The sequence below is a fragment of the Arthrobacter sp. JUb119 genome (assembly GCF_024807995.1).
Classification (GTDB): domain Bacteria; phylum Actinomycetota; class Actinomycetes; order Actinomycetales; family Micrococcaceae; genus Glutamicibacter.
Genome location: NZ_JANUFE010000001.1, coordinates 1,262,640 through 1,289,190, shown reverse-complemented (window position 1 = coordinate 1,289,190; position 26,551 = coordinate 1,262,640). Strand labels below are relative to the sequence as shown.

The window sequence follows — 26,551 nt, the reverse complement described above, 5'->3', positions numbered from 1 at the left end:
TTGCGGAAAGTTCGCAGTTATCAAAAGGCGATGGGCGATGGGCTGGAAAAGCGCGGCCACTGCCGATCTATGGACCACGCTGCGCTGGAATTCAACAGATCTTGGCACTCCAGTCCAGTCGCCAGTCCTGCCGCTACGCGATGCGTTACTTGCTGGTTTGCTTGTCCCGCCTCAGCGCCACCGCTCACTTCCGGCTGCAGCCCCCAGTTCTGCAACGAATAGCATTGAACACCTGTTCTCATCTTGTGACAGTAATGTGTGATTGACGATAGTGTGTGGCGCACGGTAATGTGAGCGGCATGGAAGAGTTCGACACCCAACTGCAAGAGCTGCGACGCGGCACCGTTGTGCTCGCTTGCCTGCAGCTGCTGCGCAGTGCAGGATACGGCTACAGCCTGCTGGAGCAGCTCGACGAGCACGGTTTCTCCACCGATGCCAACACCTTGTATCCGCTGCTGCGGCGTCTGGAGAAGCAGGGTTACCTCACCAGCGAGTGGAACACCGAGGAGGCCAGGCCACGCAAGTTCTACCGAACCTCGCCTGACGGTATCCGTCTTGCCGACACGTTGACCACGGAATGGCGATCACTGGCAACGGCGATCGCCTCGCTCACCGAAGAGGAGCACTGACATGACTGCCACATTGACCGAACGCTACATCTCGGCCACGATCCGCAGCCTCGAGCCCGGCATGCGGAACGACATCCGCGCCGAGCTCGAAGCCTCCATTGCCGACGCCATCGAGGCGCGCGTAGCCCAAGGCGAAGCCGCGCAGGAGGCAGAACGCCGCGTCCTGGCCGAACTCGGCGACCCCGGCATCCTCGCCGCCGGCTACGCAGACCGGCCGCTGCACCTGCTCGGGCCGAAGTACTACCTGGCTTGGTGGCGCCTGCTGAAACTGCTGCTGTGGATCGTGCCGCTCTGCGTGGCAGGGGCAATGGCGCTGGGTTTGCTGGTCTCTGGACAGGACGTGGGCGAAAGCATCGTCCAGTCGCTTTCCGTCGGGCTGCAGGTCATCGTGCACGTGGGCTTCTGGACCACGCTCGTGTTCGTCGTGCTCGAGCGCACTGGCGCGGACACTGGCGTGAAGTGGGATGTTGACCAGCTGCCGGAAATTCCCGAGGATGGCGCGGGCCGCAGCGAGTTGATCGCGTCGCTGGTATTCCTGGGCATCGCCGCCGGCGCGGTGGTGTGGGACCTGGTCCGAGGATTCTTCCCCACAGGCGGTGAACCGATCCCGATCCTCAACCCGGGGCTGTGGCCGTGGTGGATCGGCGTCCTGTTCGCACTGATCATCCTCGAGGCCGTCTTCGCCGTCGCGCTGTTCCGCCTGCGTCGTTGGACAACTGCCATGGCGGTGCTGAACACCGTGCTCGCCTTGGCCTTCGCGGCCTGGGCGCTGATCCTGCTGTTGCGCGGCGAGCTCGTCAACCCGGAATTCCTCTCGTTCGTTGCGGTTGCCGGAGGCGACGGGTTCGCAGCCGGAAACGCACAGGCCGCTGGCAATGGCGGCATCTTCCGCATTCTCGCCGTGCTGCTCGGGTGCGGAATCGCGGCCGGCATTGGCTGGGATATCGTTGACGGCTGGCGCAAGGCCGTGCGGGAACGGGGCACAGCCCGGGGGTGAACGCGCTGAATGGCAGGTGGGAGTCCGTGCCACCGTGTCCAGCGCTGAGCTGCCTGCCGGCAATGATACGAGCTCGCGGGTCACTGCCCCCGGCTTGTGTTCCGGCACGGAAGCCCCTCCATCAATTGGGCCGACAGTTGCTCGAAAGGCACCTAGGAAAGCACGTCATCACGATCAGGAAGAGCGCCGTCAACCACGACTGCTCCGAACGCTTCCGGCGCTCGCTCGGCTCCGCCTGCGCAAATACTCGCCGTTCGAATCCCGGGTGCACCCGACGAGCGAAGCCTCCGGCAATCAGCGATCCCTCGGAGGGGCCATCACGGTACATGCGACTGCCTCCGTGCCGCACCGCCATCCATTAGCTGGGGCCGCTGTTCGGCCAGTAGAATCCCATGCCGGCCCCTGCGGCGAGGCCGCCTTCTTCCCTGATCAGTATTCCTGCATCAGGGACGTGATCTGCTGGATCAGCGCACTGACCAAGGCTGGTTGCCGTCGTCGCGGCATGGTGAGGATCTGTGCGCTGCGTTCGGCCAGAGCCGGATGGTCAATCGGGATGAACCTCAGCCCTTGGCTCAGCCCATCGCGACGAGCGAAGCGGCTGAGCAAGGTCACCCCCGCGCCGGAACGCGCGAACTCCATGGCCGGATTGATGTGATCGGTAGTTAGCGCGATCTTCGGCGTGAGTCCGGCCATGGAGGTGGCGATGTCAAAAAGCTCGCGCTGGGTGATGCCCTTGGCCGGCATGGACATCGGGTACTCGCAGAGCTCGGCCAGCGACAGCTGCGTCCGCTCAGCCAGGGGGTGGTCGGCGCAAACCACGGCATAAGCCGGAGCTGGGCAGGAATGCTCGACGGTTACATGGCGCTGCGGGCCCAGGGCAAAAATCGTCGCGAGATCCGCAGTGCCTTCGATAACCTGCCTGGTGGCCTCGGCCGAGGGCAAGACGCTCAGGTGAACCGTCACCTCGGGATGTTCCTTGCAGAACGCGGAGACGGCGCGAGGAGTCACCGAGGCAGCAAGTCCTTCCGAGCTGGCCACCTCGATGACTCGTGAAGCCCCCGAGGAGAGCTCGCTCAGATCCTGAGCCAGTTGCTCGCCTTCGGAGAGCATGCGGCGGGTATGGGCCAGCAGCAGCACCCCGGCATCGGTCAATTCCATGCCGCGGGCATGGCGGCGGAAAATTGCCGCGCCGACGTGGCGTTCGAGCTGGCTGATCTGCCGGCTGATCGCCGACGCGGAAACATGTTGCGATTCGGCGGCATCGGAAATAGATCCCGTGCTAGCCACCTCATGGAAGTAGCGCAGCGCCGTTGGCAATGTTTGCATTCTCTTGTTCCCGTTCGATTAGCATTTTGCATTTAACTCAAACCTGATGCACGAAACGGCACTGGTTCCCGTCGCGCCCATCTCCTAATGTGATCTACAGTACAACACGCCGAGCGGGGAGAAATCATGCCGAATAGAGAAGATTTGCTAGTAGCTGCGGACAAGTATGTCGACTCGGGGGAGCTGTTCGAGGACTTGTCCGAGCTGGTTGCCTGCCCGACGGTCAGCACCGACCCCAGCCAGAGGGTTGCAACGAACTCATATCTGGATAAGAACTTACGATCGAGGCTCGAAGGCATGGGCTTTACTGTGCGGCTTGATCTGGACTGGCGGGGATCGGGCAATTCTTTCCTGCGCGCGGTTCGCACAGAACATCGGGATTACACTACGGTGCTGTGCTACGGGCATGCCGATGTGGTTGACGGCCAAGCGGGGCAATGGGAGCAGGGGCGCGATCCTTTCGTGCTGGATGCCCAAGGCGAGCGCTGGTACGGACGCGGCGCGGCGGATAACAAGGGCCAGCACCTGGTGAACCTCAAGGCCTTCGAGATGCTGCTGGCCCAGCGCGGGGAATTGGGATTCAACGCGGTCTTCCTGTTCGAAGCCGGCGAGGAAATCGGGTCCCCGCAGCTGGATGAATACGCCGCGGCGCACCGCGAAGAACTCGCCGCAGATCTCTTCATCGCCTCGGACGGCCCCAGATTGTCAGCCCAGGAACCCACGATATTCCTCGGCGCACGGGGTGGGGCGACCTTCGAACTCAGCATTCCGCTGCGCGCGGGCGGCTATCATTCAGGGAATTGGGGCGGCCTGCTGCGCAACCCCGCAACCACGCTGGCTGGCGCGATCGGTGCACTGGTCGATGGGCATGGGCGTATCCAAGTACCAGGGCTGCTTCCCGACGAACTGCCCGACTCGGTGCGCCAAGCGCTCCAATCGGTGCAGGTGGGCGGAGGAGCGCAGGACCCGCAATTGGCCGACGGCTGGGGCGACACCAGGCTGAGCGCGGCAGAACGGCTCTACGCCTGGAACACCCTGGAGGTGATCGCCCTGCAATCGGCCGACGTCGCCCGGCCGGTCAATGCCATCCCGGGTGAGGCCCGGGCGGTCCTGCAACTGCGCTTCGTCGTTGGAACGGATCTGGCGGGGCTGGAAGCGGCGATCCGGCGGGCACTGGACGAGGCCGGCTACCCGATGGTGCAGCTGGCCATGGGACAGTGCTTCCCGGCCAGCAGGACCAACCCCGACAACCCTTGGGTGCGCTGGGCCAGCGAGTCCATCCAGCGGAGCACCGGCGTGCCCGCGGTGGTCTTGCCCAATATCGGCGGTTCGCTGCCCAATGCGGTCTTCGAATCGACGCTTGGCCTGCCGACCTTGTGGGTCCCGCATTCCTATCCGGGGTGCCAGCAGCACGGGCCCAACGAGCACGCCCTGGAGCCGGTGCTGCGCCAAGGACTGAAAATGATGTGCGGGCTCTTCCATGACCTGGCAACGAAGACGACCTTGCCGCGCACGGTAGCCGCTAGCAGCGAGAAGATCTAGGACTCCAGCATGGAAAATCAGCAATTACCAGTTAAAGACCAGACAGCGCCGGCCCGACGCCAGTCCACCGCTCGCGGTATCGCCGCAGCCACCATTGGCAATGCGCTGGAGTGGTACGACATGGCCATCTATGCGCTGTTGGCAATCTATATCGGCCACAACTTCTTCCCCTCGGAAAATCCGGCCGTAGAGGTCATCCAGGCTTTTGCGGTCTTCGGTATCTCCTACCTGATCCGCCCTCTAGGTGGACTTGTACTCGGATCCTATGCGGACCGCAAGGGCTTGAAAAAGGGGTTGATCCTCACTATCAGGCTGATGGTAGTGGGTACGGCGATCATTGCACTGCTGCCGGGCTACGACACCATCGGCATCTTCGCTCCGCTGGGGCTCATCCTGGGGCGGCTCATCCAGGGCTTCTCCGCCGGTGGCGAGTTCGGTGCCGCCACCTCGTACCTCTTGGCGCAGGACAAGGGGCGCAAGGGATTCCTGGGCAGCTTCCAGTTCGCAAGCCAAGGCCTGGGCGCGATGATGGCTGCCATCACGGTGGTCGCTTTGACCAGTATCTTCACGACGGAGCAGATGAACGACTGGGCCTGGCGCATACCGTTCTTCATCGGTCTGCTGGTGGGCCCTGCCGGCTGGTGGATCCGTCGCCACGTCGATGAAGCGCCGCTGCCCGAAGCGGCCCCGGGGGATCGGCACAGCGCCAAGAACGCGGTGCATGCCCCGGTGCGCGAGCTGTTCCGCTCGAACAAGGCCTCGGCGCTCATCGCCGGCGGAGCGCTGGCTATTTCGACAGCGCTGAACTTCGTGCTGCAGTACATGCCGACTTTCGGCATCAGCCAATTGGGCATGAGCCCTACCGTTTCCTTCTCCTCGCTGATTATCTCCGGGGCGATCCTGACCTTCGCCACGCCAGTGGTGGGCCACCTTTCGGACCGCTTCGGACGATTGCGCATCATGATTCCCGCCGCCCTGGCGATCATGCTGCTGACCATCCCGCTGTTCCTCTGGTTGATTGCGGGCAAGACCTTCCTGGTCCTCGCGGTCGTAATGGTCATCCTGGGATTGCTCAAGGCTTTGTACTTCGGTGCGCTGCCGTCGGTGATGGCTGATGTCTTCAGCGATTCGTCGCGGGCCACGGGCCTGTCCTTCAGCTACAACACCTCTGTGGCGATTTTCGGCGGATTCACCCCGATGATTTGCGCCTTCCTGATCGAGGCCACTGGCCAGCCGATTGCCCCGGGCTACTACCTGGCGGTGCTGGCCATCGTGAGCATCGCGGCGCTGGGCTCCGCCTTCCGTTTCCGGGCGGTGCGCTGACCCCGCCACTGGTGAAGCAGCGCAGGAAGCACAAGGCCGGCAACCGCAGCGGTTGCCGGCCTTTGCGCGCTCGCGACGATCACGAACGATCCGGCTCTCCGGGCACCGGTGCGGCGGATGGATCCTGATGGCGCGAAACCAGATCGGTGGCCAGCGCGCGAATCATGTCACGTGCCGCTGGGGGACCAGTTACGTGGATATGGTCGGCAAATTGGAGCAGTTGGCGCACGTCTTGGATTTGCCGGAACACGATAGTGATCGGGTACCACCCTCCTTCGGCTGCGTCCACGTCCCGGAGACGCTCGCCCAAGATTCGCCGGGCCAAATCCAGTCGAGTTGCACGCAGGCGGGCCGTGATCATCACGTCCCCGGGTGCCTCTGTGCGTTCCTTGAGCGAGAGCCACACCGTGCGCAGGGTGGCATCGACCTGCAAGTTTGCCGGCGCCTGTAGGATTTCGAATGAGTAGAGCCGCTCCAACGAGAACAGCCGCTGCTCACCTTGCTGTTCGGCGACGAGATACCAGCGACCGGACTTGGCCACGAGTCCATAGGGATCCACGAGCAGGAACGCTGGGTGCGCCTCGGTACTGCGCCGATACTTGATGCGCAGCTGGCGCCGAAGCCGCAACGCGGTTGCCAGATCCGCGATATCGACCAGCAGGCTCCGGCCCGACATCCAGGCAGAACTATCCACCATGACAATATCGGCCAACGTAGCCCGGGGATGGGCCGCTGGAGCTGCGTCCTGCTTCAGCGCGACCTTGCGCGCCGCCGTAGCATGTGCGTCCCGCAAGCCCAGAAGTTCCAAATGCCGTTCATCGAGCCCCGCCACGGACAAGGCTTCCAGCTCCGGCGGCTCCAGATGGGCCAGATTCAATCGGGAGCCCGGCAGCAAGGCGATTCCTCCGTGGCGCCCGCGCTCGGCGTAGACAGGGACGCCAGCCATGGACAGCGCTTCGACATCGCGCAGGATGGTCCGTCGCGAGACCTCCAGCGTCTGGGACAGTTCCGAGGAGCTGATGCGCTGACGAGTCTGCAACAGCAAGAGCAGGTGCAACAGCCTGGAAGCTTTCATGACCTCCAAGTATCCCAGAAAAGAAGACATGTTCTGTCGTGATTTTCTGGTGGACTGCTAATGTCCACTAATTCATTGATCCCAGGAGTCCCCGATGCCCCGCCCGAACCTGTTCCTCGTTTATGTCATAGATGCCCGGAAAGCTGCCGAATTCTATGGCGATTTGTTCGATATGGATCCCGTCTTCGTCTCGCCGCGCTATGTGGCATTCGCCCTCAGCGAGCAGGTGAGCTTCGCTGTGTGGTCCGGCAAGAATGAAGATGCGGTCCCGGAAACCCCGCGCACCAGCGAGGTGGGTTTGATGGTCCCCGGCTCCGGCGGTGACGTTGACGAAACTTGCCGCCAATGGTCCGCCAAGGGAGTGCGCATCGTGCAAGAAGCTTACGACGAAGTCTTTGGCAGGACCTTTGTTGCCGCGGATCCAGATGGCAACCTGATCAGGGTCTCGCCGATGGACTAGGAATTAGCGTGGCCAATAAAAGCAGAATCCCGGGGCATCGGCGAAGAAATTCGCTGATGTCCCGGGATTCTTGTGTTGCAGCTCAGGGAAGCTGCCAAGCTCTGGGTCTAGAAGAGCTTGCCTGGCTTAGAGCTGGTTGCCCAGCTTGAAGCCCTTGGAAGCCTGGCCATGGTACGAGCCGTCTTCGTCACCGGCACGGGTGAAGGAGAAGCCGTCGGCGCCAATGGTGACTTCCAGTTCGGAGTCATCCGTGCGCTCGATGACTTCCTGCACGTTGCCATCCAGGTCCAGGACCTTGGAAGCTTCGGTGTACCACGATGGAACAACCGGGTTGCCCCACCAGTCGCGGCGCTGGTTGTCGTGCACGTTCCAGGTGATGGTCGGGTTGTCCGGATCGCCGGTGTAGTAATCCTGGGTGTAGATCTCGATGCGGTGGTCATCTGGATCCAGGATGTACAGGTAGAACGCGTTGGAGACGCCGTGGCGGCCGGGGCCGCGCTCGATGCGGTCCGAGATGCGCAGTGCGCCCATCTTGTCGCAGATCTGGATGATGTTGTGCTTCTCGTGGGTGGAGAAGGCCACGTGGTGCAGGCGCGGGCCGTTGCCGCCAGTCAAAGCGGTGTCGTGCACGGTGCCCTTGCGGTGCATCCAGGCTGCGTAGGTGGTGCCTTCGTCGTCCTGGATGTCCTCGGTGACGCGGAAGCCCAGGTCCTCGAGGTAGGCGCGCCCGCGCGGCACGTCCGGGGTGACCTGGTTGAAGTGGTCCAGGCGGACCAGTTCGCCGGCCGAGTACAGGTCGTAGCGCATGTGCAGGCGCTCAACGTGGGTGGTCTCGAAGAAGAACTCGTACGGGAAGCCCAGTGGATCCTCGACGCGCAGTGCATCGCCGATGCCCTTGACGAAGCCTTCCTTGCGGCGCTCGGTGCGGCAGCCCAGTTCCTTGTAGTAGGCCTCGGCCTTGTCGACCTCTTCGGCGCTGCGCACACGGAAAGCCATGGCCTTCAGTGCTGCCACCGGGCCCTTGGTCAGCACCAGGTTGTGGTGGATGAATTCCTCGAAGGAACGCAGGTAGATCTGGTTCTCGTCTTCGTAGGATACGTGCAGGCCCAGTACGTCCACGTAGAACTTGCGCGAGCGCTCCAGGTCGGTGACGACCAGTTCAGCGTAGGCGCAGCGCAGGATATCCGGTGCTGGAACCGAAGGGGTTGGGATCGGGTTTGCGATCTCTTTGCTCATGATTTGCTCCTTTGCAAGCAAGAAAAACTAGGGGCGGGAAGCGCGTGCTTCCTAGACGCCGAACTTAGGGGAGTGCGCTTCGTTCAGGGTGATCTGGATGGACTGCTGGGTGGTGTAGAAGTCCACCGAGCGGTAGCCGCCTTCGCGGCCCAGCCCCGAAGCCTTCACGCCGCCGAATGGGGTGCGCAGGTCGCGGACGTTGTTGGAGTTCAGCCACACCATGCCCGAATCGATCTGGTGCGCGAAGTTGTGCGCGCGCTTCAAGTTGCTGGTCCACACGTAGGCTGCCAGGCCGTACTTGGTGTTGTTGGCCAATTCCAGTGCTTCCTCGTCGGTGTCGAACGGGGTGATGGCAACAACCGGGCCGAAGATCTCGTCCTGGAAGATCTGCGCATCCGGGGCAACATCGGCGAAGACGGTCGGAGCAACGTAGTTGCCCTCTTCGAAGCCTTCGGCGCGGCCGCCGCCGGCCAGCAAGCGGCCTTCGGTCTTGCCGATCTCGATGTAGCCCATGACCTTCTCGAAGTGGTTAGGGTGCACCAGTGCACCGACTTCGGTCTTCGGGTCACTCGGCAGGCCAACGCGGATGTTCTTGGCGCGTTCTGCGAACTTGGCTACGAAATCATCGTAGATATCGCGCTGGACCAGCACGCGGGAACCGGCGGTGCAACGCTCGCCGTTCAGCGAGAACACGCCGAACACGGTGGCGTCCAGGGCAGCTTCCAGATCAGCGTCGGCGAAGACCACTGCAGGGGACTTTCCGCCCAGCTCCAGGGACAGGCCCTTGAAGAATGGCGCAGCCGCGGTGGAGATGGTGGCGCCGGTGGAGGAGTCGCCGGTGAAGGACACCAGCGGCACATCCGGGTGCTTGACCAGGTAGTCGCCGGCCACGCCGCCGGAACCGAAGATCAGGTTGAAGACGCCCTCTGGCAGGCCGGCTTCGCGGAAGATTTCTGGCCACAGGCCAGCGGAGAGCGGGGTGTAGCTGGCAGGCTTGAGGACCACCGAGTTGCCGGTGGCGATGGCCGGAGCCAGCTTCCAGGATTCCTGCATGAATGGAACGTTCCACGGGGTGATCAGCGCGGCGACGCCAATGGGCTTGCGGTTCACGTAGTTCATCTGGCGTCCTGGGACGCGGAAGGAGTTATCCACCTGCGCGACGATCAGGTCGGCGAAGAAGCGGAAGTTCTCCGCGGCGCGGCGGGCCTGGCCCTTGGCCTGGGTGATCGGCAGGCCGGAGTCGTAGGACTCGAGCAGCGAGAGCTCTTCGTCGCGGGATTCGACGATGTCAGCGATCTTGTGCAGCACGCGGGAACGCTCGCGTGGCAGCATCTTGGCCCAAGGGCCTTCCTTGAAGGCCTTGTTGGCGGCGGCAACTGCCAGGTTCACGTCTTCGGGCTGTGCCGAAGCCACGGTGGCGTAGTTGGTGTTGCTTACCGGTTCCTGCACGTCGAAGGTTGCTCCGCCGATGGAGTCAACGAATTCGCCGTTGATGTAGTGCTGCAGGTGGGTCGGAAGGTTTTCCGGTACGAAGTGCTTGCTCATGGCAGTTCCTTTCGTGCTGTTCCGGTGTTTTCACCGGATGGGTTGTGGCAAATCTATGAAAGTTCTCGGTGCTGCTGGCTAGATGGCGCTAGGTGCCATGCCGGCCGCTTTCAAATAGGCGTTGAGCGTATTCGAGCGGTGGTCCCGGCAGGCGGCTTCGATCTGCGCCGGGGTGGCATGGTTGCCGATCAGATCCAGCAGCGCCTCATGCTCCTGAACCGAGGCGCGAGCCCGGTTGGGAATGTGGGTGAAGCTGCTGGCCCGCATGGCCGCCAGCCGGCGCCATCCGCGCTGGACCAGGTCCAGGATGTGCGGATTGGGGCACTGGCCGTAGAGCAGCTGGTGGAATTCGGTATTCATCCGGGTGAAGGCCACCGGATCGAAATCCGCCAGGCACTGGCGCATGTTCTCGTTCAGCGCCCGCGCCTTGGCAAGCCAAGCGGCATCCATGGCATCGGCAGCCAGCGCGGTAGCGGCCGGCTCGATGACCATCAGGGTCTGCATGGTGTGCAGGTACAGGGTGGAATCCACGTGGGCCACCGTCGCCCCGACGTTGCGGGTGAAGTGCACCAGGCCCTCGGCCTCCAGCCGGCGGATCGCCTCGCGCACCGGAACCACGGAGCAGCCCAGCTCATCGGCAATGGTGCCCAGCACCAGCCGGTAGCCGGGGGAGTATGCCCCGTTGACGATGCGCTCGGAAACCAGCTGGTAGGCGGCTTCGGACTTGGAGGCGGTCATTACAGCGACCATGAGTCCAGATCCGGGCTGCCTGCGTCCTTCCAGGCGTTGTACTTGCTCTTCCACGCATCATTCATCGGGAACAGGCCCTCGATGCCGTGGCCGCGCTGGACCATGGCGAAGATGAATTCGTCATTGGATTCGGTCACCGCGGCTTCAGCGGCCACCTCGGCGACCATCGCTGGCGGGATGACCACGATGCCATCGGAGTCGGCCACGATCACATCTCCTGGCTGCACCGAAACGCCGCCGCAGGCCACGGTGATGTCCTTGTCCCAGGCCACGTGCTTGCGGCCGAGAACCGCCGGGTGGGCGCCGTTGTAGAAGACCGGGATTTCCAGGTTGGACACGGCATCCAGGTCCCGTACGCCGCCATCGGAGATGATGCCGGCGGCGCCGAGCTGCTGGGAGCGCAGGGCCAGGATGTCGCCCAGGGTGGCCGAGCCGGTCTCGCCGCGGGCTTCCATGACCAGGATCTCGCCGTCATTGAGCGAGTCGATGGACTGCTTCTGCATGTTGTAGCCGCCGCCGTGGGCCTTGAACAGGTCCTCGCGGTTGGGGATGTAGCGCAGGGTGCGGGCGGTGCCGATCACGCGCTGCATGCCCTTGGTGGCACCGGGGACTTCGATGTTCACGTTGTTCAGGCCGCGCTTGCGCAAGGTGGCGGACAAGGTGGCGGTAGCCACCGAAGCCAGCTGCTCACGGACCTTGTCGGTCAGCACGTCCTTGCCGGTGATGATCGGGGCCATGCCGGCGGTCTCGCGATCGCCGTAGGCATCTTCCTTGTCCTTGTCGGTGACCTTTGGCTGGTTGCCGAAAGCGGCGAAGGCCGCGGTGCCCTCGACGGCGGTGGTCTCCAGCTTGCCGGTCGTGGCGCCGGAGACCAGGTCGGTGACCTCGACCTCGACAACGTCGCCGGGGAAGAAGACGGTGGAGCCGGCCGGGGTGCCGGTGAGGATCATGTCACCTGGCTGCAAGGTCATCTGCTGGGACAGGTCGGCGATGATGGTTGCGAAGGAGAAGAGCAGCTCGGAGGTGTCGGCGTCCTGGGCGAGCTTGCCGTTGACCCAGGTCTGCACGCGCAGCTTGGCAGGATCCAAGGTGGCAGCATCCAGGGCGTTGGGACCCACCGGGGTGTAGCCGTCGCCGGACTTGGAGCGGATGTTCGAGCCCTTGTCCGCGTACTTCATGTCGTGCACGCCGAGGTCGTTCGATGCGGTGACCTGCCCGACGTAGCCCCAGGCTTCGTCTACCGAGACGCGGCGAGCGGTCTTGCCGATGATCAGTGCGATCTCGCCCTCGAAGGCGAGCAGCTCGGTGCCAGCTGGGCGTTCCACGGTGGAACCGCTGGCGGCCAGCGAGCTGGTGGCCTTCATGAAGTAGCTGGGGAACTTCGGGGTGCGTCCGCGCTGCGCCGCACGCGAGGAGTAGCTAAGGTGTACGGCCAGGATCTTGCCTGCCTGCGCGAAGGTCTCTTCGGTTACTGGGACAATATTGCTCACCGTTGATCGGCCTGCTTTCATCGAACATCATCTCGTACATCAAATCGTATACGATCAGTGTGCGCCGAATCTCAAACGGTGTCAAGCGGGCTTTGGAAATCTTTGGAAATGATTACCGTGCAGGCCTGGGAATCCGCAGGATCACGGGGAATTCTCCGGGAGCGGGAATGTTTCGAAAGGGGCAATTGCGGGGTGCCGGAGCGGATGTACTGCAGCACACAATCGATAGCTGGAATCCTGGCTAGCCAGTCGATCTGATGCCGGATTCCTTGCAGGGCCATCGTTGCCCTGTAGTCGGGAAAGGATGCCCGACCGGCGCTATCCTCTTGCCAGCTGGGCGGCAGTGGCAAGCTCGCTCGCGAACCGAAGCCGAGCTACGGCAGGCGCTCTTTTGCCGTTCGTGGAAATAGGCCATTTCACTGAGGGTGAGGGCAAGTGGAGTCATGGATTGTTCACGAGAAATATTCCGTTGCTTCCTCCTGCATGCCGGGTAATTGTAGATAGCCTGTATTTATGGGGAGTGTATTTAATATCCGAAACTCGCTGAGATGAGAGCGCAAGGAAAAAGATGTCTTCAGGTCAAAACACAGGCGTGATTGATTCGACGCTGCCGTCGCACCCCACCGAGGTCCACGCAAATAGCTGGATGTGGGGATCCGTGGCGTTGGTCGCCAGAGTTCCGGCATCTTCGATCACGGAACCTGATGGAAACTTGTGGTGGGTCCCGTCGAATGCCGCGGATATCACGTGGAAGATGTTCTGCAAAGATCTGCAAAGCGAAACCTCGGAGTTTCTCCAAAACGACGCGGGAAATCTGTATAAAGCATCAAAAAGCTGGTTCGACAAGACTTCGGTCGGACCTCATTTCCTGGCCATGACTGCCGACGCGAAGCAAGCACTATCGGGTGCTCCAACGTTTGCTTTCGACAACCAGAAGGTAATCAGCAAGCTGACCGGCGCCGGTATCCGGATCGCTGGAATTTCACGTTCTCGTAGTGAGGCGGAAACAGGAGCCGGCAACGCTGAATACGTCGCCTTGCACCTGAAGCTTTCGAAAGAGGCATTGCAAACCCCCGGTTGGGTGACCTCTGCGTTGCACCGGCCGACTCGTGCTGGGCTACTGCCGGGCACAAACATCGATGGCAAGGACTTGCGAGCGGGTGTAAACAACGCCTTGCGTTCAGCAGGCTTGGCAGTAGAACTGAATAATGGCGGCGCTCTGCAATCAAAAGACAAGCAGGATCCATGGGGGAACATCTATACGATCTCCACTTTTATTCCGCAAGACAAGATTCCTCAGTGCCAAAAACACTGGCACGGACCGAGCGCGATGGACAACCCTGCAGTGCGCTGGGCGCATGCACTGAGCATTGCTCAAACCGCCACGCCTAAGCCAACTTTGAGCGACTGGTCCGACCTCGGAGTTAGCAAAGCCCAAGTCTCCCTTGGCCCGTCAATTGGTTGGTGCAGTGATCGGGGGATGGGGATTGTTGCCCAGTCCCGTCCGGATGGCGATCCTGAACACTGGATCGCAGAGACTGGGCATACGGTGGCCTTAGCGCATTCAGTCTTCGTCGATTTGGCGGTCTTGACGATGCAGCAAGATGAATTCTTGACCCAGCGCGCGGGACACCTGGCCAATCTAGCGGCAACCGGAAACCTTGAGGATTCCGCTGCTTCGCTTAAGCGATACAAGGACATTCAAAAAAGGTTTATGGAGTTCCACGGCAAGCGCTGGTTGCAGGAGATACCCGGACGTGAATCTGCAACTCGGGTGCTGCAAGCCATGCAGAACGTGCGCATGCTGGAAGAAAGAATCAAGCATTCACTGATCGAGCAGAAATCCATCATGGATTATCTGGAAGCCAACCAGCGCGCCGAAGAAGAGCAGGTGAATCGCGAACGAGCCGAACAACTGCGCGAAGAGGCGGTTAAGCGTGAGAAGTTCAGTCACCGAGTGAATATTTTTGCGTTTATATTCCTGCCGGCCACACTGATTTTCACCGTTACCGGAGGTCTGGGGATCCAGTTATCCACACTTTGGGGAACTATTTGGATCGGCATCGCTGCTGTCACTACTATCGGGTTGATTGCTTGGATGAAGACGGAAGATGGAAAGAGGAAGAAGGATAGAAAACGCGCGTCCGGAGGCGCATCGCGCAGCGACGAATCCCTCCCTGCCGTGAGCAAGGGATAAACAGATCAGCTCAACACAGTTCGCGGCCACTGAGCTGGAGAAGAACCTCTTGGTTTGAGACCTCGGCGACGGAGGCTTTCTCAACGGTCCTCGGCTACCGCAGTTAATCAGCCGACTCACCAGAGATACGCAGAAGGCGCTGGAACGGAAGTCATGATTCCGTTCCAGCGCCTTAGCGGCATCTGCATATTAGACGCGAATAGCATCCACAATCTTGACTCGGGCTGCCACCAGCGCGGGAAGCACACCGGTCAGTGCGCCTACGGCGATGGAAACTCCCATGCCAAGTACGGCCGCACCGATAGGGAATGCCGGCATCTGGTCCAGCTCGGTAGCCATCACCATATTCAGCAGATTCTCGTTGGAGACCAAGGCAACGGAGATGAGCACGCCAATGCCACCTGCTACGGCCGTGGCCACGACGCTTTCCATCATCACCGAGAAGAATACGCGTCCGGTTGTTGCACCGAAGCTGCGTCGGATACCCACTTCGCGGATACGCTGCTTCATGGTCACCATGGCAACATTGAGCAGACTCAGGGAACCAAGCAGCAAGATGATGATTGCGATCCCGGCAACCACCATGGTCAACATCTTCAAGCTCTCATCAGCACCCCACATCAGATAATCTTCGCGGTGCGCATCAACTGTGAGACCAGGAAGTTCTGCCTGCATTTGCTGGCCGAAGTGCATGGCCAGCTCTTCGGATCCCTCGATGGGCACCCACAGCTTGTAGCTGACCTCATTGAGCGGAGCTTGCATGCCGAACCAGTGCTCATAGGTGGCCGGCAGCATCCACAGCTTGCCGCCCATGCCGTAGCTAGATGCTTTGGTGGTTCCGATGACCGTAACTGAGACGGTGTTCCCATTGCTCATCAAATCCACGGTTAAAGGCAGTCGCTGGCCTTCCAGTCCCAATTCTTTGATGAAGGTGTGGTCAACCACCGCCGCTGGGGCAAGATTCCGTGCATCTTCGGCTTCCAGCCAGCGGCCGTCAGTAACAACTAACCGGTGCATTGGAGCGTAGTCGGGATCAACCACCATGATCTCGGCATCAAGGCTCAGCCCTTGGGCTGAAGCTTTCTGGTCGTAGCTGCGTCCCATCATGGTGGTGTACTCGACCTTGAACCGGTCAATGGTCTTTTGAAAGGCCTCATCGATTTGGTCGTTGCCCGCAGGACCAGCATCCGAGTTCGGGTCGTAGGCGTAGACAACAATCATTGCTGGCCGACCCTCGCTTTCAAGGCTTTCGGTCATCATCTGACGCGCCATGCCAGCTCCGGCCAATGCCGTAGTCAACGAGGCCACCGCAATGGTGACACCAACCAAGGAGAGCAAGACGCGCAACTTGTGAATACGCAGTTCCTGCCATGCCTCCAGCAGCGCAGCAACAAAACCGGTTCCTAAGCGAGTTAAGGATTTCATCTTGCCGCCACCTCACTGAGCGGATGCAGCCGCCCGCCATCCAACTGCAGCTGTTCTCGGGCCAAGGCCGCAACATTGCTGTCGTGCGTGATGGTGATCAGGGCAGCGCCGGAATCAACCGTGGCGGAATCCAAGAGATCCATCACCGCACGTCCGGTAGTGACATCCAAGGCACCGGTGGGCTCATCGGCCAGTACGACTCGTGGCCGGCGGACCAGCGCGCGAGCGATGGCCACACGTTGCTGCTCACCACCGGAGAGGGTCTGGGGCATTGAATCCAAGCGTTTGCCCAGTCCCACGCGCTCCAAGGACTCGGTTGCTAGCTTGCGCCGATTCCAGAAGTCGCGTCCACCGGCGTACATCAGTGGAGCCATGACATTTTCCAGGGCAGTGCGTCCTGGCAGGAGGTTGAACTGCTGGAAAACGAAACCGAGGTCGCGTCCGCGAGCATGGGCCGCCTGTTTGGCGCTCAGCCGGGTCGCATCCTTGCCTCGCCACAGCAGGCTGCCGTTGGTGGGCCGATCAAGCAGGCCGAGGATATTCAGCAGCGTGGACTTGCCCGTACCCGAACGGCCGACAATGGCTATGTGATCGCCTTCGGACACCGTGAGATCAATCCCGTTGAGGATATGCAGCTCGCTGTCATCGGGCAGCAGGACGCTGCGCGTGACATTCTCGAGCTTCAGCAATGGCTCACCACTCATCTGAGTAGGACTCCATATCCATCATTTCTTCAGGTGCCGGGGTGGATCCTGGGACGAAGCGGAGAATTTCCGTCTCATCCTTCAGTCCTGAAATCACCTCGATGACCTTTCCGTCGGTCACGCCAAGCTCTACCTCGGTGCGGATTTCCTTGCCGTTTTCATCCAGCCTCCACACCGCACCCTGGCCAACCAGGCCGCGAACAGCCGATACCGGTACGGTCAATACGTCCTCGGCGGTGCCTGCATCAATTTCCATGTTCATGCTCAGGCCGTCGAAAACCACGATGTCTGCAGGTACGGCACAAGAAATCTCGCTGCCCGAAGAGCTCTCCGTGGATTCTCCGGATGCCATTGGATCCATCTGCGATTCCATGTCCTGGTCTGCGGAGCCGGCGCTGGTTTTCTTCGAAGCGCTGTCACCGACAGACAGGTCCTTGCAGGTGAATGGCTCCGGTCCGCCGTCAATGGTGATCGTTGCTTCGAGGCTTTCATCGAGCAACCGGTAGCGGTCCAGCGGATCGATCGAACCGGCGGCCAAGAATTCTTGGGGCTGGATCGCGCCGAGTCCTGTGCCCTTGGTGACGTCATCGCCAACCTCGATCTGGAAAGCGCCGACCTTGCCTGTGGCCGTTGCGTAGACGTCGTGGTACTTCACCACTGGCGCAGCTTCCTGCGGTTGCTGCTCGTCTTGTGAACCTTCACTATCCGAGTCGTTGGCCTCAACGCTCTCTGGCTGGGATTCGGCGCGGACCTGGAAGATTCGATCGCCGAGGGAGACATTGTCGCCTGGCTTGACGAAAGCCCAATTGACAACGCCGTCCACGGGCGCATTCAGCTCTTTCGATTCGGTGAGCTTAATGGTTCCGGGAATGGACAGCTTGTTCTCTACCGTGGCTTTCTCAGCAAAGATGGTCTCTGCCGGGATCTCTCCGGTGGGGAACAGGTCATCGTCGGCGCTGGCAGTGCCGCCGGCAAACGCGAGTTTCACGAGGCTGACGGCGATCAAGGCGCCGATAACTAGCCATGCAGCGGGAAGGAATATGCGACGGAACGCGCGTCGTTGGCTCATAGGGTTGCTCTTTTCACCATTCAATGATTACCAAAGTGTTCAGCAACTACCAAGCTCAAACGGAGAAAACACGCAACCTTTATCAGATTGAGATTTATTTTTACTTTGCAGGTCAGACCGGGTACTCAAATTAGTAGTTGAAGGTCGTAGTGAATCTTCTCGACGTCCCGGGGTGAAGCGGGGCAGTCTCCGGGGCTCGATGCCGCGGAGCTTTTCGGTGGATGTGGAGCTCCCGAGGCGCAGTGCCATTGCTTCTGTACTGGCCCCGGGGTCGGCAGGATTGTTCCAGGCCGGTTTCTGCCAAGCCTTTCGGGTGCCGCGGGCGAGCGGGGGTGCCGAAGCCGCTGTCGCAGAGCATCGACCTTCATTGCTGTCCGCTAGGGCCTGAATCGTGAATTTGGCAGGTGACAAGCACGTTTAATCCATGGGCAAAGAAGTGCACCGATTGCTTCATTTTCAGCCAAATTTATTTCCTTCCATTTGCTGGCACAAAGCCGAATGCCGGCGTAGGATGTCGGCATATCGTTGTCTTGAATTGGGGGATTTAAAGACGAATTGAAACACTCGCATTCATTTCGCATCTTTAGATGCATTGGGGAACTTATCCTGAGCAGTTGAGCCACATGGGGTGGCTGAATCATGGGCCAGGCTTTCATTATCTGAGGTCAAAGCCTTACTATAGCTCGCTCTTTTTCGGGTGGATCGCTCCTGCACGCCGCGCGATCCACTCAGGACATTCTTGTATGGGGGAGAAATGTCTAGGCATCAAAGGCGTGGCACTTTTGTGCCAAATTTGCGCCGTAAAACAGCTTTAAATAGATTATTAAAAGGATGCTTGGCGATAATTTCGTCGATTTCCTTGTGCTTTGTCATGACCATTCCGGGCATGGCAGTTGCTGCCGAAGCTTCTGTTGGGGAAGAAGTCGAGGCCAAACAGCAGGGGACTGAACCGGAGAACTCTGAATCGGTCCTGGCCACCGGCTCGGCCGAGGAAACCAAGGCCGAAGCCGACGAATCGTCCACGGCTGACACGGGGGAAGAACAGCCAGCTGCCGAAGCAGTAGACAGCGCCAAGACCTCGGCGCCAGAGGAAGAAGCAGCGGCCGAACCCGAGTCCGCCCCTGCACCGGCACCGGCAACTCAGAAGCCAGAAAAGCCAAAAGCTGTGGAAACCACGCAGCCGGCACCCGAAGCGCAACCTGTGGAATCAGCTGCGCCCAAGACAGAGAAGAAGCCAGTGGACAAGGCTTCACCGGAACTTGCGCAGCCGAAGGCCGAAGTTTCGGAATCGGAAGATTCTACCGGGTCCTCGACAGCGGCCCGCGAGCCGATCATGGCCGCTGCCCTTGAGTCAGGTGCTCCGCGGATTTGCGAGTACAACGAAGGAGACGGCTCGGTCGACACCTTCATGCAGAAGTCCGATGAGATGCCCGCCTTCGCCAACGGCAATGTCCACGACGGGCTCTATGAGGGCGGTGTGGTTCACCAGCGCTTGGAAATGACATTGCCCGCAGGCGAAAACGAGCTGGTCATCAATTACCAGGTCAAGCAGGCCGGCAAATGGGCCTATGACTATTTGCTCAACGAGACAGTGGACGGCGCGAACATCACCGGCTGGACTGTCGATGAAGGCGCCGGGAACGACCGCGTCGACACCGTCTTCATCACATTGATGGTCGACGGAGAAGAAGGCGACGAGTCAAGCGTCACCCTCTACTTCGATGCGCATATCGCCTCGGAGCTGGATCACGGCCCGGGTACCGGCGCTTCCTCAATCAACGGTTCGCCGTACCACGTCCTGATCTCGTCGTTGAACTGCAAGTCCGTTGGCCAACGCGATAACCAGATCCAGGCCGGGGCGGTCCAAGCAGGTTTCGTGACCGTCATCAAGGACGCGGTTCCTGCCGATGGCACTGATTTCGGGTTCACCCTCGCCGAGGACCGCTTCGGTGACTCGACGGCATTCAACCTCGATGACAGCGCCGATTCCGATACCGGTGCGAGCCTGCCAGATCGCGTTACCTACACCGTGGCGCCATCTACGGTAACCATTACTGAAGTAGACCTGCCAGCTGGCTGGAATCTTTCCTCGATCGCCTGCACCGGCGCCGCCGCCATCCGCAGCGGTTCGGCCATCACCTTCGAGCTGGGCGACAACGATGAAGTCACCTGTACCTTCACCAATACGAAGACCACCTACGACGAGCTCACGGTCCACAAGGATGTGCAGGCATCCTATGACCGCGACTACGACTGGGATCTGGACAAGTCGCTGGCCCAGGGCCAGCAAGCCACAGTGAAGGCCACGGCCACCGGAGTGGACGTCGACTACAACGTGGTCGCCACCGCCAGCGAGGCCCAGGACAGCAACTTCCAGCTCTCCGGCACCATTACCGTGATGAACCCGAATGACACGGCGATGTCCGGGATCACCCTGGCCGACCAGCTTGATGGAGCCAATTGCGTCATCTCCGCTGGCGGTTCGCCGATCGCCAATCCGGTGACCATCCAGCCCGGCGAGAATTCCTTCACCTATGAATGTGACCTGCCCGAGGGAACCAGTGCCTCCAGCGCCGGCACCAACACGGTCAGCGCAACCTGGGACCCGGAGGCCTACTATGGCACCGATGGACAAGCCAGCGCCTCGGCCGGCTACGATTTCGCGTCCGTCTCGCCAACGGTGACCGACGAGGAAGTCACCGTCACCGATAGTGAAATCGACCTTTCGGGCATCGCCGGCGGTAACACCGTTACAGCGGGGGAAAGCCCGAAGACCTTCGCATACACCATCGAGTGGGACGGCGTGCTCGGAGAATGCACCGACTACCAGAACATCGCCAGCCTCGCCGCAGACGACGGCGAAACGCTGACCGACAATGCCACCGTGGAAATCTGCATCGGCCAGGATCTGGCCATCGAGAAACTGGTCGTGTCCAGTTTCAACCGCAGCTACGACTGGAGCATCGCCAAGGACGCAGTAGGCGAGCAGCCATTCACCGCGGATCCGGAAACCGGCGAATTCACCGCGCAATACTCCGTCACTGTCACTCCCGAAAGCTATTCGGACAGCGACTGGGCCATGAGCGGAACCATCACGGTATCCAACCCCAATGACTGGCAAGCCATTGACGTGACCGTCACCGACCAGGTCGATGTGGGCGGGGACGCAACCTGCCAGGTGGTCGGCATTGCCGGCGAACCGGACACGATGGACGCCGATCCGGCCGCACCGGGCTTCCAGGCAACACTGGATGCCTCCCAAACGCTGACCTTCAGCTACAGCTGCACCTTCGGATCGCAGCCGAACTACGAGGGCAGCAACACCGCCGAAGTGACGTGGTCCTCCAGCGCGGCCTCCACCGCTTCGGGCAGCGCCACCGAAGTTGTACCGGTGGATGCAGGCGACTGGACGCAGACACCACTGAACCAGACGGTGACCGTGACCGACCCGCTGCATGAGTTCGATCCGGCCTGGACCATCAATTACTCCGATGGCCCGCAGACTCGGACCTATGAATACACCTGGACCGTGGACGAGGCCGGCACGTGCCAGAGCTTCATGAACACCGCCACGATCACCGGCAGCAACCAGCTGGTCAAGAGCGATGACGCCCAGGTCGAAGCGTGCCGCCAGGCAGGGCTGACCGTCACCAAGGACGTGACGGCCTCCTATGACCGCACCTACTTGTGGAGCATCGACAAGCAGCTGGCCGAGGGCCAGTCGCCAGATGCCGTGGTCGAGGAAGACGGAACCGCTACCGTTCACTACACGGTGCTGGTGGACAACACCGGCTACGAGGATTCCGGGCAGCAGCTTTCCGGATCCATTGCCGTGGCCAATCCCAACGAATTCGAAGACCTCGAAGTGACGATCAGCGACGAGAATACCCTCTCGGCCGCCTGCACCATCGTGGCCGAGGACTCGAATCCGGGGATGGAAGGCATGCAGCAGGTGGTGCCGCGCATCGGCTCGATCACCGTGGACTACAACTGCGATGCATCGGCCGTGGCGGAAGCCGATTACACCGGCCACACCAACACGGCGGTGGTCACCTGGGGTGATGGGCTGCAGGCTGAGAGCCAGCCGGTACCCATCGACTTCACCCTGGATGAGAGCACCGATGAATCCGTTGGCGTCTGGGATGACCAGGCTGATCCTTCCGGGGACCCGGTACTGCTGGGCACGGTCCACTACGCCGACGCCCCGCGGAGCTTCAGCTACGAGATCACCTACGAAGTGCCGCGCGATGAATGCCTGGTCTTCACGAATACCGCGTGGGTGGATCTGGCCGGCGAGGACATCGAGGACTCGCAGGACGTGGGCATCTGCGACCAGAAGAATCTGGTTATCACCAAGGACGTGGACGCCAGCTACGCACGCGACTACGACTGGTCGCTTCACAAGCAGGTGGACCGCAGCGAATTCACGGTCGCCGGCAACGGCACGGTCACCGCGCACTACACGGTAGTGGCCACCGCCGGCGAAGCGCAGGACAGCGCGAAGCAGGTGTCCGGGACCATCACCATCAGCAACCCGAACACGCAAGTCGGGGACCTGGCGGCCACGGTCACCGATGTGCTCTCCATCCCGTCGGCCAGCTGCACCATCGAGGGCACCGATGCGGATGGAAGCGCCGGCGGTTTCCAGCTCGTGCTCGGTGACGGGGAAAGCACCACCCTGGGCTACAACTGCCAGGTCCCGGCGGACACCGACATCACCGCCCAGTACACGAACACCGCAACCGTGGCCTGGGGCCAGGAGCGCCAGGCTGAAACGGAAGTCGATTTCGGGTTCGAGCAGGCCCTGCTGACCGACGGCGAAGTCGCCATCACCGATGACCAAACCGTTGAAGGCCAGGAAGTGGTGCTGGGCACCGCGATGGCCGGGGAATCGCCGAAGGCCTTCGAATACGACCTGGAACTGCAGGGCGTGGCCGGAACCTGCACCGAGTACACCAACACCGCGGTGCTCGATGAGGCCACCGGCGAGGGCGAGGAGAACACGGCTTCGGCCAGCACCACGGTGTGCGCCGGAGCAGATCTGGAAATCGCCAAGAACGTCGTGACCTCCTTCGACCGCTCCTACCTGTGGTCGCTGGACAAGGAGCTGCTCTCCGGGCAACCGCTGGCAGCCAACCCGAGTACCGGCGAGGCCACGGCGAACTACCGGATCACCGTGGCCCCCGAAGGCCACGAGGACGGCAATTGGGCGATGAGCGGAGAAATCACGCTGGCCAACCCGAACGACTGGCAGGACGCGCCGGTCACGGTGCAGGACTTCGCCGATGTCGGCGGGGACGCGGCCTGCACGATCACCGGGGTGCAGGGCGAAGCGGTGGCTGACATGTCCGCCGAGCAAGCCGGCTTCCAGACGGTGATCCCCGCAGGGACCCAATGGGTGATGGCCTACTCGTGCACCTTCGAATCCCAGCCGGACTACGAAGGCAGCAACACCGCCACCGTGGACTGGGATGCCCAGGCGCTGAGCACGGCCAATAGCCAGGACTCGGACACCGTAGGGATCTCGGAGCAGGACTGGAACCAGACGCCGCTGAACGACACGGTCACCATCACGGACAGCGCCCACGAGTTCGATCCGGCGTGGACAGTGGATGTGGCCGATGGGCCGCAAAGCCGGGACTACTCGGTGACGTGGAACGTGGAGGAGGCAGGCACCTGCCAGGTCTTCGAGAACGTCGCCACACTCACCGGCGATAACGGCTTCACCGCGACGGACAATGCGCTCGCCGAAGCCTGCCGCGAGGCGGCCTTGGAGATCAGCAAGACCGTCGAAGCCGCGTACGACCGCACCTACCAATGGCAGATCGACAAGTCCTTGGCCGAAGGCCAGGACCAGGAGATCACCACCAACGGGGCGGCCAGCGAACCGGTGGACTATGTGGTCAAGGTGGAGAACACCGGGTACGAGGATTCGGGATGGGTGCTGGAAGGCCAGATCACCATCACCAACCCGAACCAGTACACGGGCATTGACGCCACGATCCAGGACGTTGTCGATCTGGAATCGATCACCTGCACCACCTCCGAATCGCTGGTGGGCATCCCGGCCAACGGGACGATCACCGTCGGCTACAGCTGCGATGTCTCCGCGGGAGTCGATCCCGGCTCCTACAGCGGCGGCACCAACACCGCCACGGTCAGTTGGGGCGATGACCGGGCATCGAGCACGCAGGTGCCCATCGAATTCGCCATTGATTCCCACATCGATCGGCAGGTCGAGATCTGGGATGACCAGTCGAATCCCCAGGAGCCGGTGCTGCTGCGCACCGTGGACATCGATGATTCGCCGGTGCTCATCGAGTACCAGCTGGAGCATGATGCTCCGGCCGGTGAATGCATGAGCTACACGAACACCGCCTGGGTCGATATCCAGGCAGGGGAGGATCCGAGGGATGCGGCGACCGTGCAGCTATGCGGCTTGCTCGATCTGATGATTGCCAAGGATGCCGAAGCCAGCTTCGATCGGACCTACCTGTGGGAGCTGGAGAAGAAGGTTGACCGTACCGAAGCTGTCGTCGCCGAGGACGGCACCGCCGACTTCTCCTACACCGTGTCGGCCATTCCGGACGGAGCGGAGGATTCCGGCCATGAAGTGCACGGCATGATCGTGCTGGTGAATCCGAACCGCTTCGCATCGGCCTCGACGGTAGCCACCATCACCGATGAAATCAGCATCGAAGGGGTCACGTGCACCATTGACGCCGAGGACGCCGATCCGCAAACCGGGGGCCTGCAAGTCGCGGTCCCGGTGGGCAGCGACGGAACCGGAGCCACGGTGCAACTGCCCTACAGCTGCTCGGGTACCCCGGAACAGCTGCACGGCAGCAACACGGTTACGGCAACCTGGGGCGAGGATTCGGTGGCCACGTCAACCGCACCGGTGGACTACCTGCTGGATGCTGAAACCGATCAGCAGGTCACCGTCATCGATGACAAGACCAACCCCGAGTCGCCGGTAGTGCTGGGCGAAGCGATCTGGAATGCCGAAGGCACCCCGGTCGACTTCGACTACACCCTGCGCCACCAAGCCCAGGCGGGCACCTGCACCGAGTTCACCAACACCGCGGTGATCCAGCAGACCGGGGCCGAGGATTCGACCACCGTCACCCTCTGCGGACAGAAGGCCTTGGGCCTTCAGAAGACCGCGCAGGGGCTGGTGGACTTGGATTACGAATGGGAGGTAGAGAAGCGGATCGACCAGAGCAAGCTCACCGCGAACGAGGATGGAACCTTCACCGCGCACTACTGGGTTCAGGCTCGCAACACCGCAGTCGCCGAGCAGAACTTGCGGCTGGCCGGTGAAGTGATGGTGCAGAACCCGAATGATTTCGGTTCCATCACCGCCACCTTGGAAGACCGGATCGATACCGCTGGCACCAGCTGCCGGATCGATGCGGAGGATGCCGATGAAGCGGCCGCTGGATTGCAGGTCGTGCTCGATGCCGGGGAGAACTTGGGGGCCCGGTATGAATGCGACCTCGCTAGCTGGCTCACCACCGATGCCTTCGAGGGAGCAGTCAATACGGTGATTGCCACCTTCGATGACCGCGAAGTGCGTGCCGAGGCACCGATCGGCTTCACGATCGATGCAGTCACGGACGAATCGGTGAGAGTCACCGACGACATGATGGATCCTGGCGCCGAACCGAAGGTGCTCGGAGAAGTCCACGTCCCGCAAGCTCCCATGCAGTTCGAATACGAACAGGTGCTGGAACCCGAAGCGGGAACCTGCACGGTATACACCAATACCGCGGCAGTGCATGAGAGTACCGACGGCAACGGCAAGGACGAATCCTCGGTGGACCTGCAACTGTGCATTGAGCAGGGCCTGATGATCGCCAAGAGCGCCGACGCCCAGTACGTCAGGGACTACGACTGGTCGGCCCGCAAGGAGGCGAAGGAAACGAAGTTCGAGGTTGACCCGGACGGGCAGGCCACGGCCAAGTACACGGTCCAGGCGATGCTGGAGGGCTACGAAGACCAGGACTTCACCGTCACCGGTGAGATCACCGTGGCCAATCCGAATGACTTCAAGGACACGCAAGTGCTCCTGGAAGACAAGCTATCCATCGCCGGGGCCAGCTGCTCCATCGAAGGATTGGCGGAGGGGAAGCTGGAGCTTGCGGCCGGGGAAACCCGCACCGTGAAGTACAGCTGCACCTTCGAAACACCTGTTGCCGAGGCCGACTACACCGGCCACGAGAACACGGTGAACGCCAGCTGGACCGACGTGGAAGGGACAACCCGCACGGTCAGTGCCAAGGCTCCGCTGGAATTCGAGGCGGCAACGGCCACCGATGAAATGGTGACGGTCTTCGATGACTACACCAATCCCGGCCAGCCGCGGGAACTGGGCACGGCCAAGGCCGAAGAGCAGAGCAAGAAGTTCACGTACGAACTGGTCTTGGACGGCGTAGCCGGCAAGTGCCAGACGATGACGAATACGGCCTCGATACCGGAGAAGTCCGGCGAGGATGGGAACAATTCGGATTCGGCGGACGTGGAAGTTTGCTCCGAGGCTCCGCAGGCAGCGCCACCGGCACCACCGGTTCCTCCGGCTCCGCCAGCGCCGGCAGCACCACCTGCCCCGCCAGCGCCGGCAGCACCACCTGCCCCGCCAGCACCGCTTGCGGCAACCGGCCTTGACCAGGGCTCGTTGTGGCTGGCAGGGGCTGCAGGGATGGTGATTATCGCCGGAGCATTGATCCTGCTTCGGTACCGTCGCCGGAACCCATAGTCCGCGCGCCAGCTGGATGCCGGTC

General features: G+C 61.5%; 16 protein-coding genes. 7 read left to right on the top strand and 9 right to left on the bottom strand.

The genetic code is table 11. From position 1 onward, the window contains the following. Positions 1-299 precede the first annotated feature (299 nt). Together M2368_RS05970 and M2368_RS05965 are read left to right on the top strand one after the other, a co-directional pair. Positions 300-629 (top strand): PadR family transcriptional regulator, encoded by a 330-nt coding sequence (locus M2368_RS05970; RefSeq protein ID WP_498724178.1) that lies wholly within the window; start codon positions 300-302, stop codon positions 627-629. Between the two features lies 1 nt (position 630). Beyond that, positions 631-1,626 carry a permease prefix domain 1-containing protein gene (locus M2368_RS05965; protein ID WP_498724177.1) on the top strand — a complete coding sequence of 332 codons (996 nt, stop codon included), beginning with the start codon at positions 631-633 and terminating at the stop codon, positions 1,624-1,626. Positions 1,627-2,055: 429 nt separating this feature from the next. On the opposite strand, the gene M2368_RS05960 is transcribed toward M2368_RS05965, so the two are convergent. Then, positions 2,056-2,952, bottom strand: a complete 897-nt coding sequence (locus tag M2368_RS05960; RefSeq protein WP_498724176.1) for a LysR family transcriptional regulator — start codon at positions 2,950-2,952, stop codon at positions 2,056-2,058. 126 nt (positions 2,953-3,078) lie between these two features. On the opposite strand from M2368_RS05960, the gene M2368_RS05955 reads away from it, so the two are divergent. Further along, positions 3,079-4,494: a M20 family metallopeptidase gene (locus M2368_RS05955; RefSeq protein ID WP_498724175.1), complete on the top strand. Its 1,416-nt coding sequence runs from the start codon at positions 3,079-3,081 to the stop codon at positions 4,492-4,494. A 9-nt stretch (positions 4,495-4,503) separates the two neighbouring features. Further along, entirely contained in the window at positions 4,504-5,817 is a 1,314-nt protein-coding gene (locus M2368_RS05950; protein WP_498724174.1) for an MFS transporter, read from the top strand. Between the two features lie 79 nt (positions 5,818-5,896). Here the strand turns inward: M2368_RS05950 and M2368_RS05945 are convergent, their stop codons facing one another. Continuing rightward, complete coding sequence (locus M2368_RS05945; protein ID WP_498724173.1) at positions 5,897-6,892, bottom strand: helix-turn-helix transcriptional regulator; 996 nt, start codon at positions 6,890-6,892, stop codon at positions 5,897-5,899. Between the two features lie 94 nt (positions 6,893-6,986). Here M2368_RS05945 and M2368_RS05940 point away from each other — a divergent pair, with 94 nt between their 5' ends. Then, complete coding sequence (locus M2368_RS05940; RefSeq protein ID WP_498724172.1) at positions 6,987-7,352, top strand: VOC family protein; 366 nt, start codon at positions 6,987-6,989, stop codon at positions 7,350-7,352. A gap of 126 nt (positions 7,353-7,478) precedes the next feature. On the opposite strand, the gene hpaD is transcribed toward M2368_RS05940, so the two are convergent. The 4 genes from hpaD to M2368_RS05920 form a co-directional block, all read right to left on the bottom strand. Then, the gene (gene hpaD, locus M2368_RS05935) at positions 7,479-8,576 is read right to left on the bottom strand and encodes a 3,4-dihydroxyphenylacetate 2,3-dioxygenase (protein WP_105661547.1); all 1,098 of its coding nucleotides are present in this window, start codon (positions 8,574-8,576) and stop codon (positions 7,479-7,481) included. A gap of 63 nt (positions 8,577-8,639) precedes the next feature. Then, positions 8,640-10,133 carry a 5-carboxymethyl-2-hydroxymuconate semialdehyde dehydrogenase gene (gene hpaE / locus M2368_RS05930; RefSeq protein ID WP_105661074.1) on the bottom strand — a complete coding sequence of 498 codons (1,494 nt, stop codon included), beginning with the start codon at positions 10,131-10,133 and terminating at the stop codon, positions 8,640-8,642. Positions 10,134-10,211: 78 nt separating this feature from the next. After that, a complete protein-coding gene (locus tag M2368_RS05925) occupies positions 10,212-10,871 on the bottom strand; it encodes a GntR family transcriptional regulator (RefSeq protein ID WP_332488680.1) in 660 nt (219 codons plus the stop codon). Continuing rightward, entirely contained in the window at positions 10,871-12,394 is a 1,524-nt protein-coding gene (locus M2368_RS05920; RefSeq protein WP_166650849.1) for a fumarylacetoacetate hydrolase family protein, read from the bottom strand. The genes M2368_RS05925 and M2368_RS05920 overlap by 1 nt, the downstream gene beginning before the upstream one ends. 547 nt (positions 12,395-12,941) lie before the next feature. On the opposite strand from M2368_RS05920, the gene M2368_RS05915 reads away from it, so the two are divergent. Beyond that, the gene (locus tag M2368_RS05915; protein ID WP_498724171.1) at positions 12,942-14,570 is read left to right on the top strand and encodes a hypothetical protein; all 1,629 of its coding nucleotides are present in this window, start codon (positions 12,942-12,944) and stop codon (positions 14,568-14,570) included. A gap of 189 nt (positions 14,571-14,759) precedes the next feature. Here M2368_RS05915 and M2368_RS05910 read toward each other — a convergent pair whose 3' ends face one another. The 3 genes from M2368_RS05910 to M2368_RS05900 are packed head-to-tail and all read right to left on the bottom strand — an operon-like array spanning position 14,760 to position 17,768. Further along, positions 14,760-15,995 carry an ABC transporter permease gene (locus M2368_RS05910; protein ID WP_498724170.1) on the bottom strand — a complete coding sequence of 412 codons (1,236 nt, stop codon included), beginning with the start codon at positions 15,993-15,995 and terminating at the stop codon, positions 14,760-14,762. Then, entirely contained in the window at positions 15,992-16,699 is a 708-nt protein-coding gene (locus M2368_RS05905; protein WP_105658038.1) for an ABC transporter ATP-binding protein, read from the bottom strand. Before M2368_RS05905 ends, M2368_RS05910 begins: the two co-directional genes overlap by 4 nt. Next, complete coding sequence (locus M2368_RS05900; protein ID WP_332488687.1) at positions 16,689-17,768, bottom strand: efflux RND transporter periplasmic adaptor subunit; 1,080 nt, start codon at positions 17,766-17,768, stop codon at positions 16,689-16,691. The genes M2368_RS05905 and M2368_RS05900 overlap by 11 nt, the downstream gene beginning before the upstream one ends. 835 nt (positions 17,769-18,603) lie before the next feature. Between M2368_RS05900 and M2368_RS05895 the strand changes: the two genes are divergently transcribed. Continuing rightward, the gene (locus M2368_RS05895; RefSeq protein ID WP_498724169.1) at positions 18,604-26,526 is read left to right on the top strand and encodes an LPXTG cell wall anchor domain-containing protein; all 7,923 of its coding nucleotides are present in this window, start codon (positions 18,604-18,606) and stop codon (positions 26,524-26,526) included. Positions 26,527-26,551: the final 25 nt, after the last annotated feature.

What these genes read in the sequence shown, in the direction of transcription:
- M2368_RS05915 (WP_498724171.1), top strand. Translation starts at nt 12,942, where the DNA reads ATGTCTTCAGGTCAAAACACAGGCGTGATTGATTCGACGCTGCCGTCG.
- M2368_RS05940 (WP_498724172.1), top strand. Translation starts at nt 6,987, where the DNA reads ATGCCCCGCCCGAACCTGTTCCTCGTTTATGTCATAGATGCCCGGAAA.
- M2368_RS05970 (WP_498724178.1), top strand. Translation starts at nt 300, where the DNA reads ATGGAAGAGTTCGACACCCAACTGCAAGAGCTGCGACGCGGCACCGTT.
- M2368_RS05900 (WP_332488687.1), bottom strand. Translation starts at nt 17,768, where the DNA reads ATGAGCCAACGACGCGCGTTCCGTCGCATATTCCTTCCCGCTGCATGG.
- M2368_RS05950 (WP_498724174.1), top strand. Translation starts at nt 4,504, where the DNA reads ATGGAAAATCAGCAATTACCAGTTAAAGACCAGACAGCGCCGGCCCGA.
- M2368_RS05955 (WP_498724175.1), top strand. Translation starts at nt 3,079, where the DNA reads ATGCCGAATAGAGAAGATTTGCTAGTAGCTGCGGACAAGTATGTCGAC.
- M2368_RS05910 (WP_498724170.1), bottom strand. Translation starts at nt 15,995, where the DNA reads ATGAAATCCTTAACTCGCTTAGGAACCGGTTTTGTTGCTGCGCTGCTG.
- M2368_RS05965 (WP_498724177.1), top strand. Translation starts at nt 631, where the DNA reads ATGACTGCCACATTGACCGAACGCTACATCTCGGCCACGATCCGCAGC.
- hpaE (WP_105661074.1), bottom strand. Translation starts at nt 10,133, where the DNA reads ATGAGCAAGCACTTCGTACCGGAAAACCTTCCGACCCACCTGCAGCAC.
- M2368_RS05925 (WP_332488680.1), bottom strand. Translation starts at nt 10,871, where the DNA reads ATGACCGCCTCCAAGTCCGAAGCCGCCTACCAGCTGGTTTCCGAGCGC.
- M2368_RS05945 (WP_498724173.1), bottom strand. Translation starts at nt 6,892, where the DNA reads ATGAAAGCTTCCAGGCTGTTGCACCTGCTCTTGCTGTTGCAGACTCGT.
- M2368_RS05960 (WP_498724176.1), bottom strand. Translation starts at nt 2,952, where the DNA reads ATGCAAACATTGCCAACGGCGCTGCGCTACTTCCATGAGGTGGCTAGC.
- M2368_RS05920 (WP_166650849.1), bottom strand. Translation starts at nt 12,394, where the DNA reads ATGAAAGCAGGCCGATCAACGGTGAGCAATATTGTCCCAGTAACCGAA.
- M2368_RS05905 (WP_105658038.1), bottom strand. Translation starts at nt 16,699, where the DNA reads ATGAGTGGTGAGCCATTGCTGAAGCTCGAGAATGTCACGCGCAGCGTC.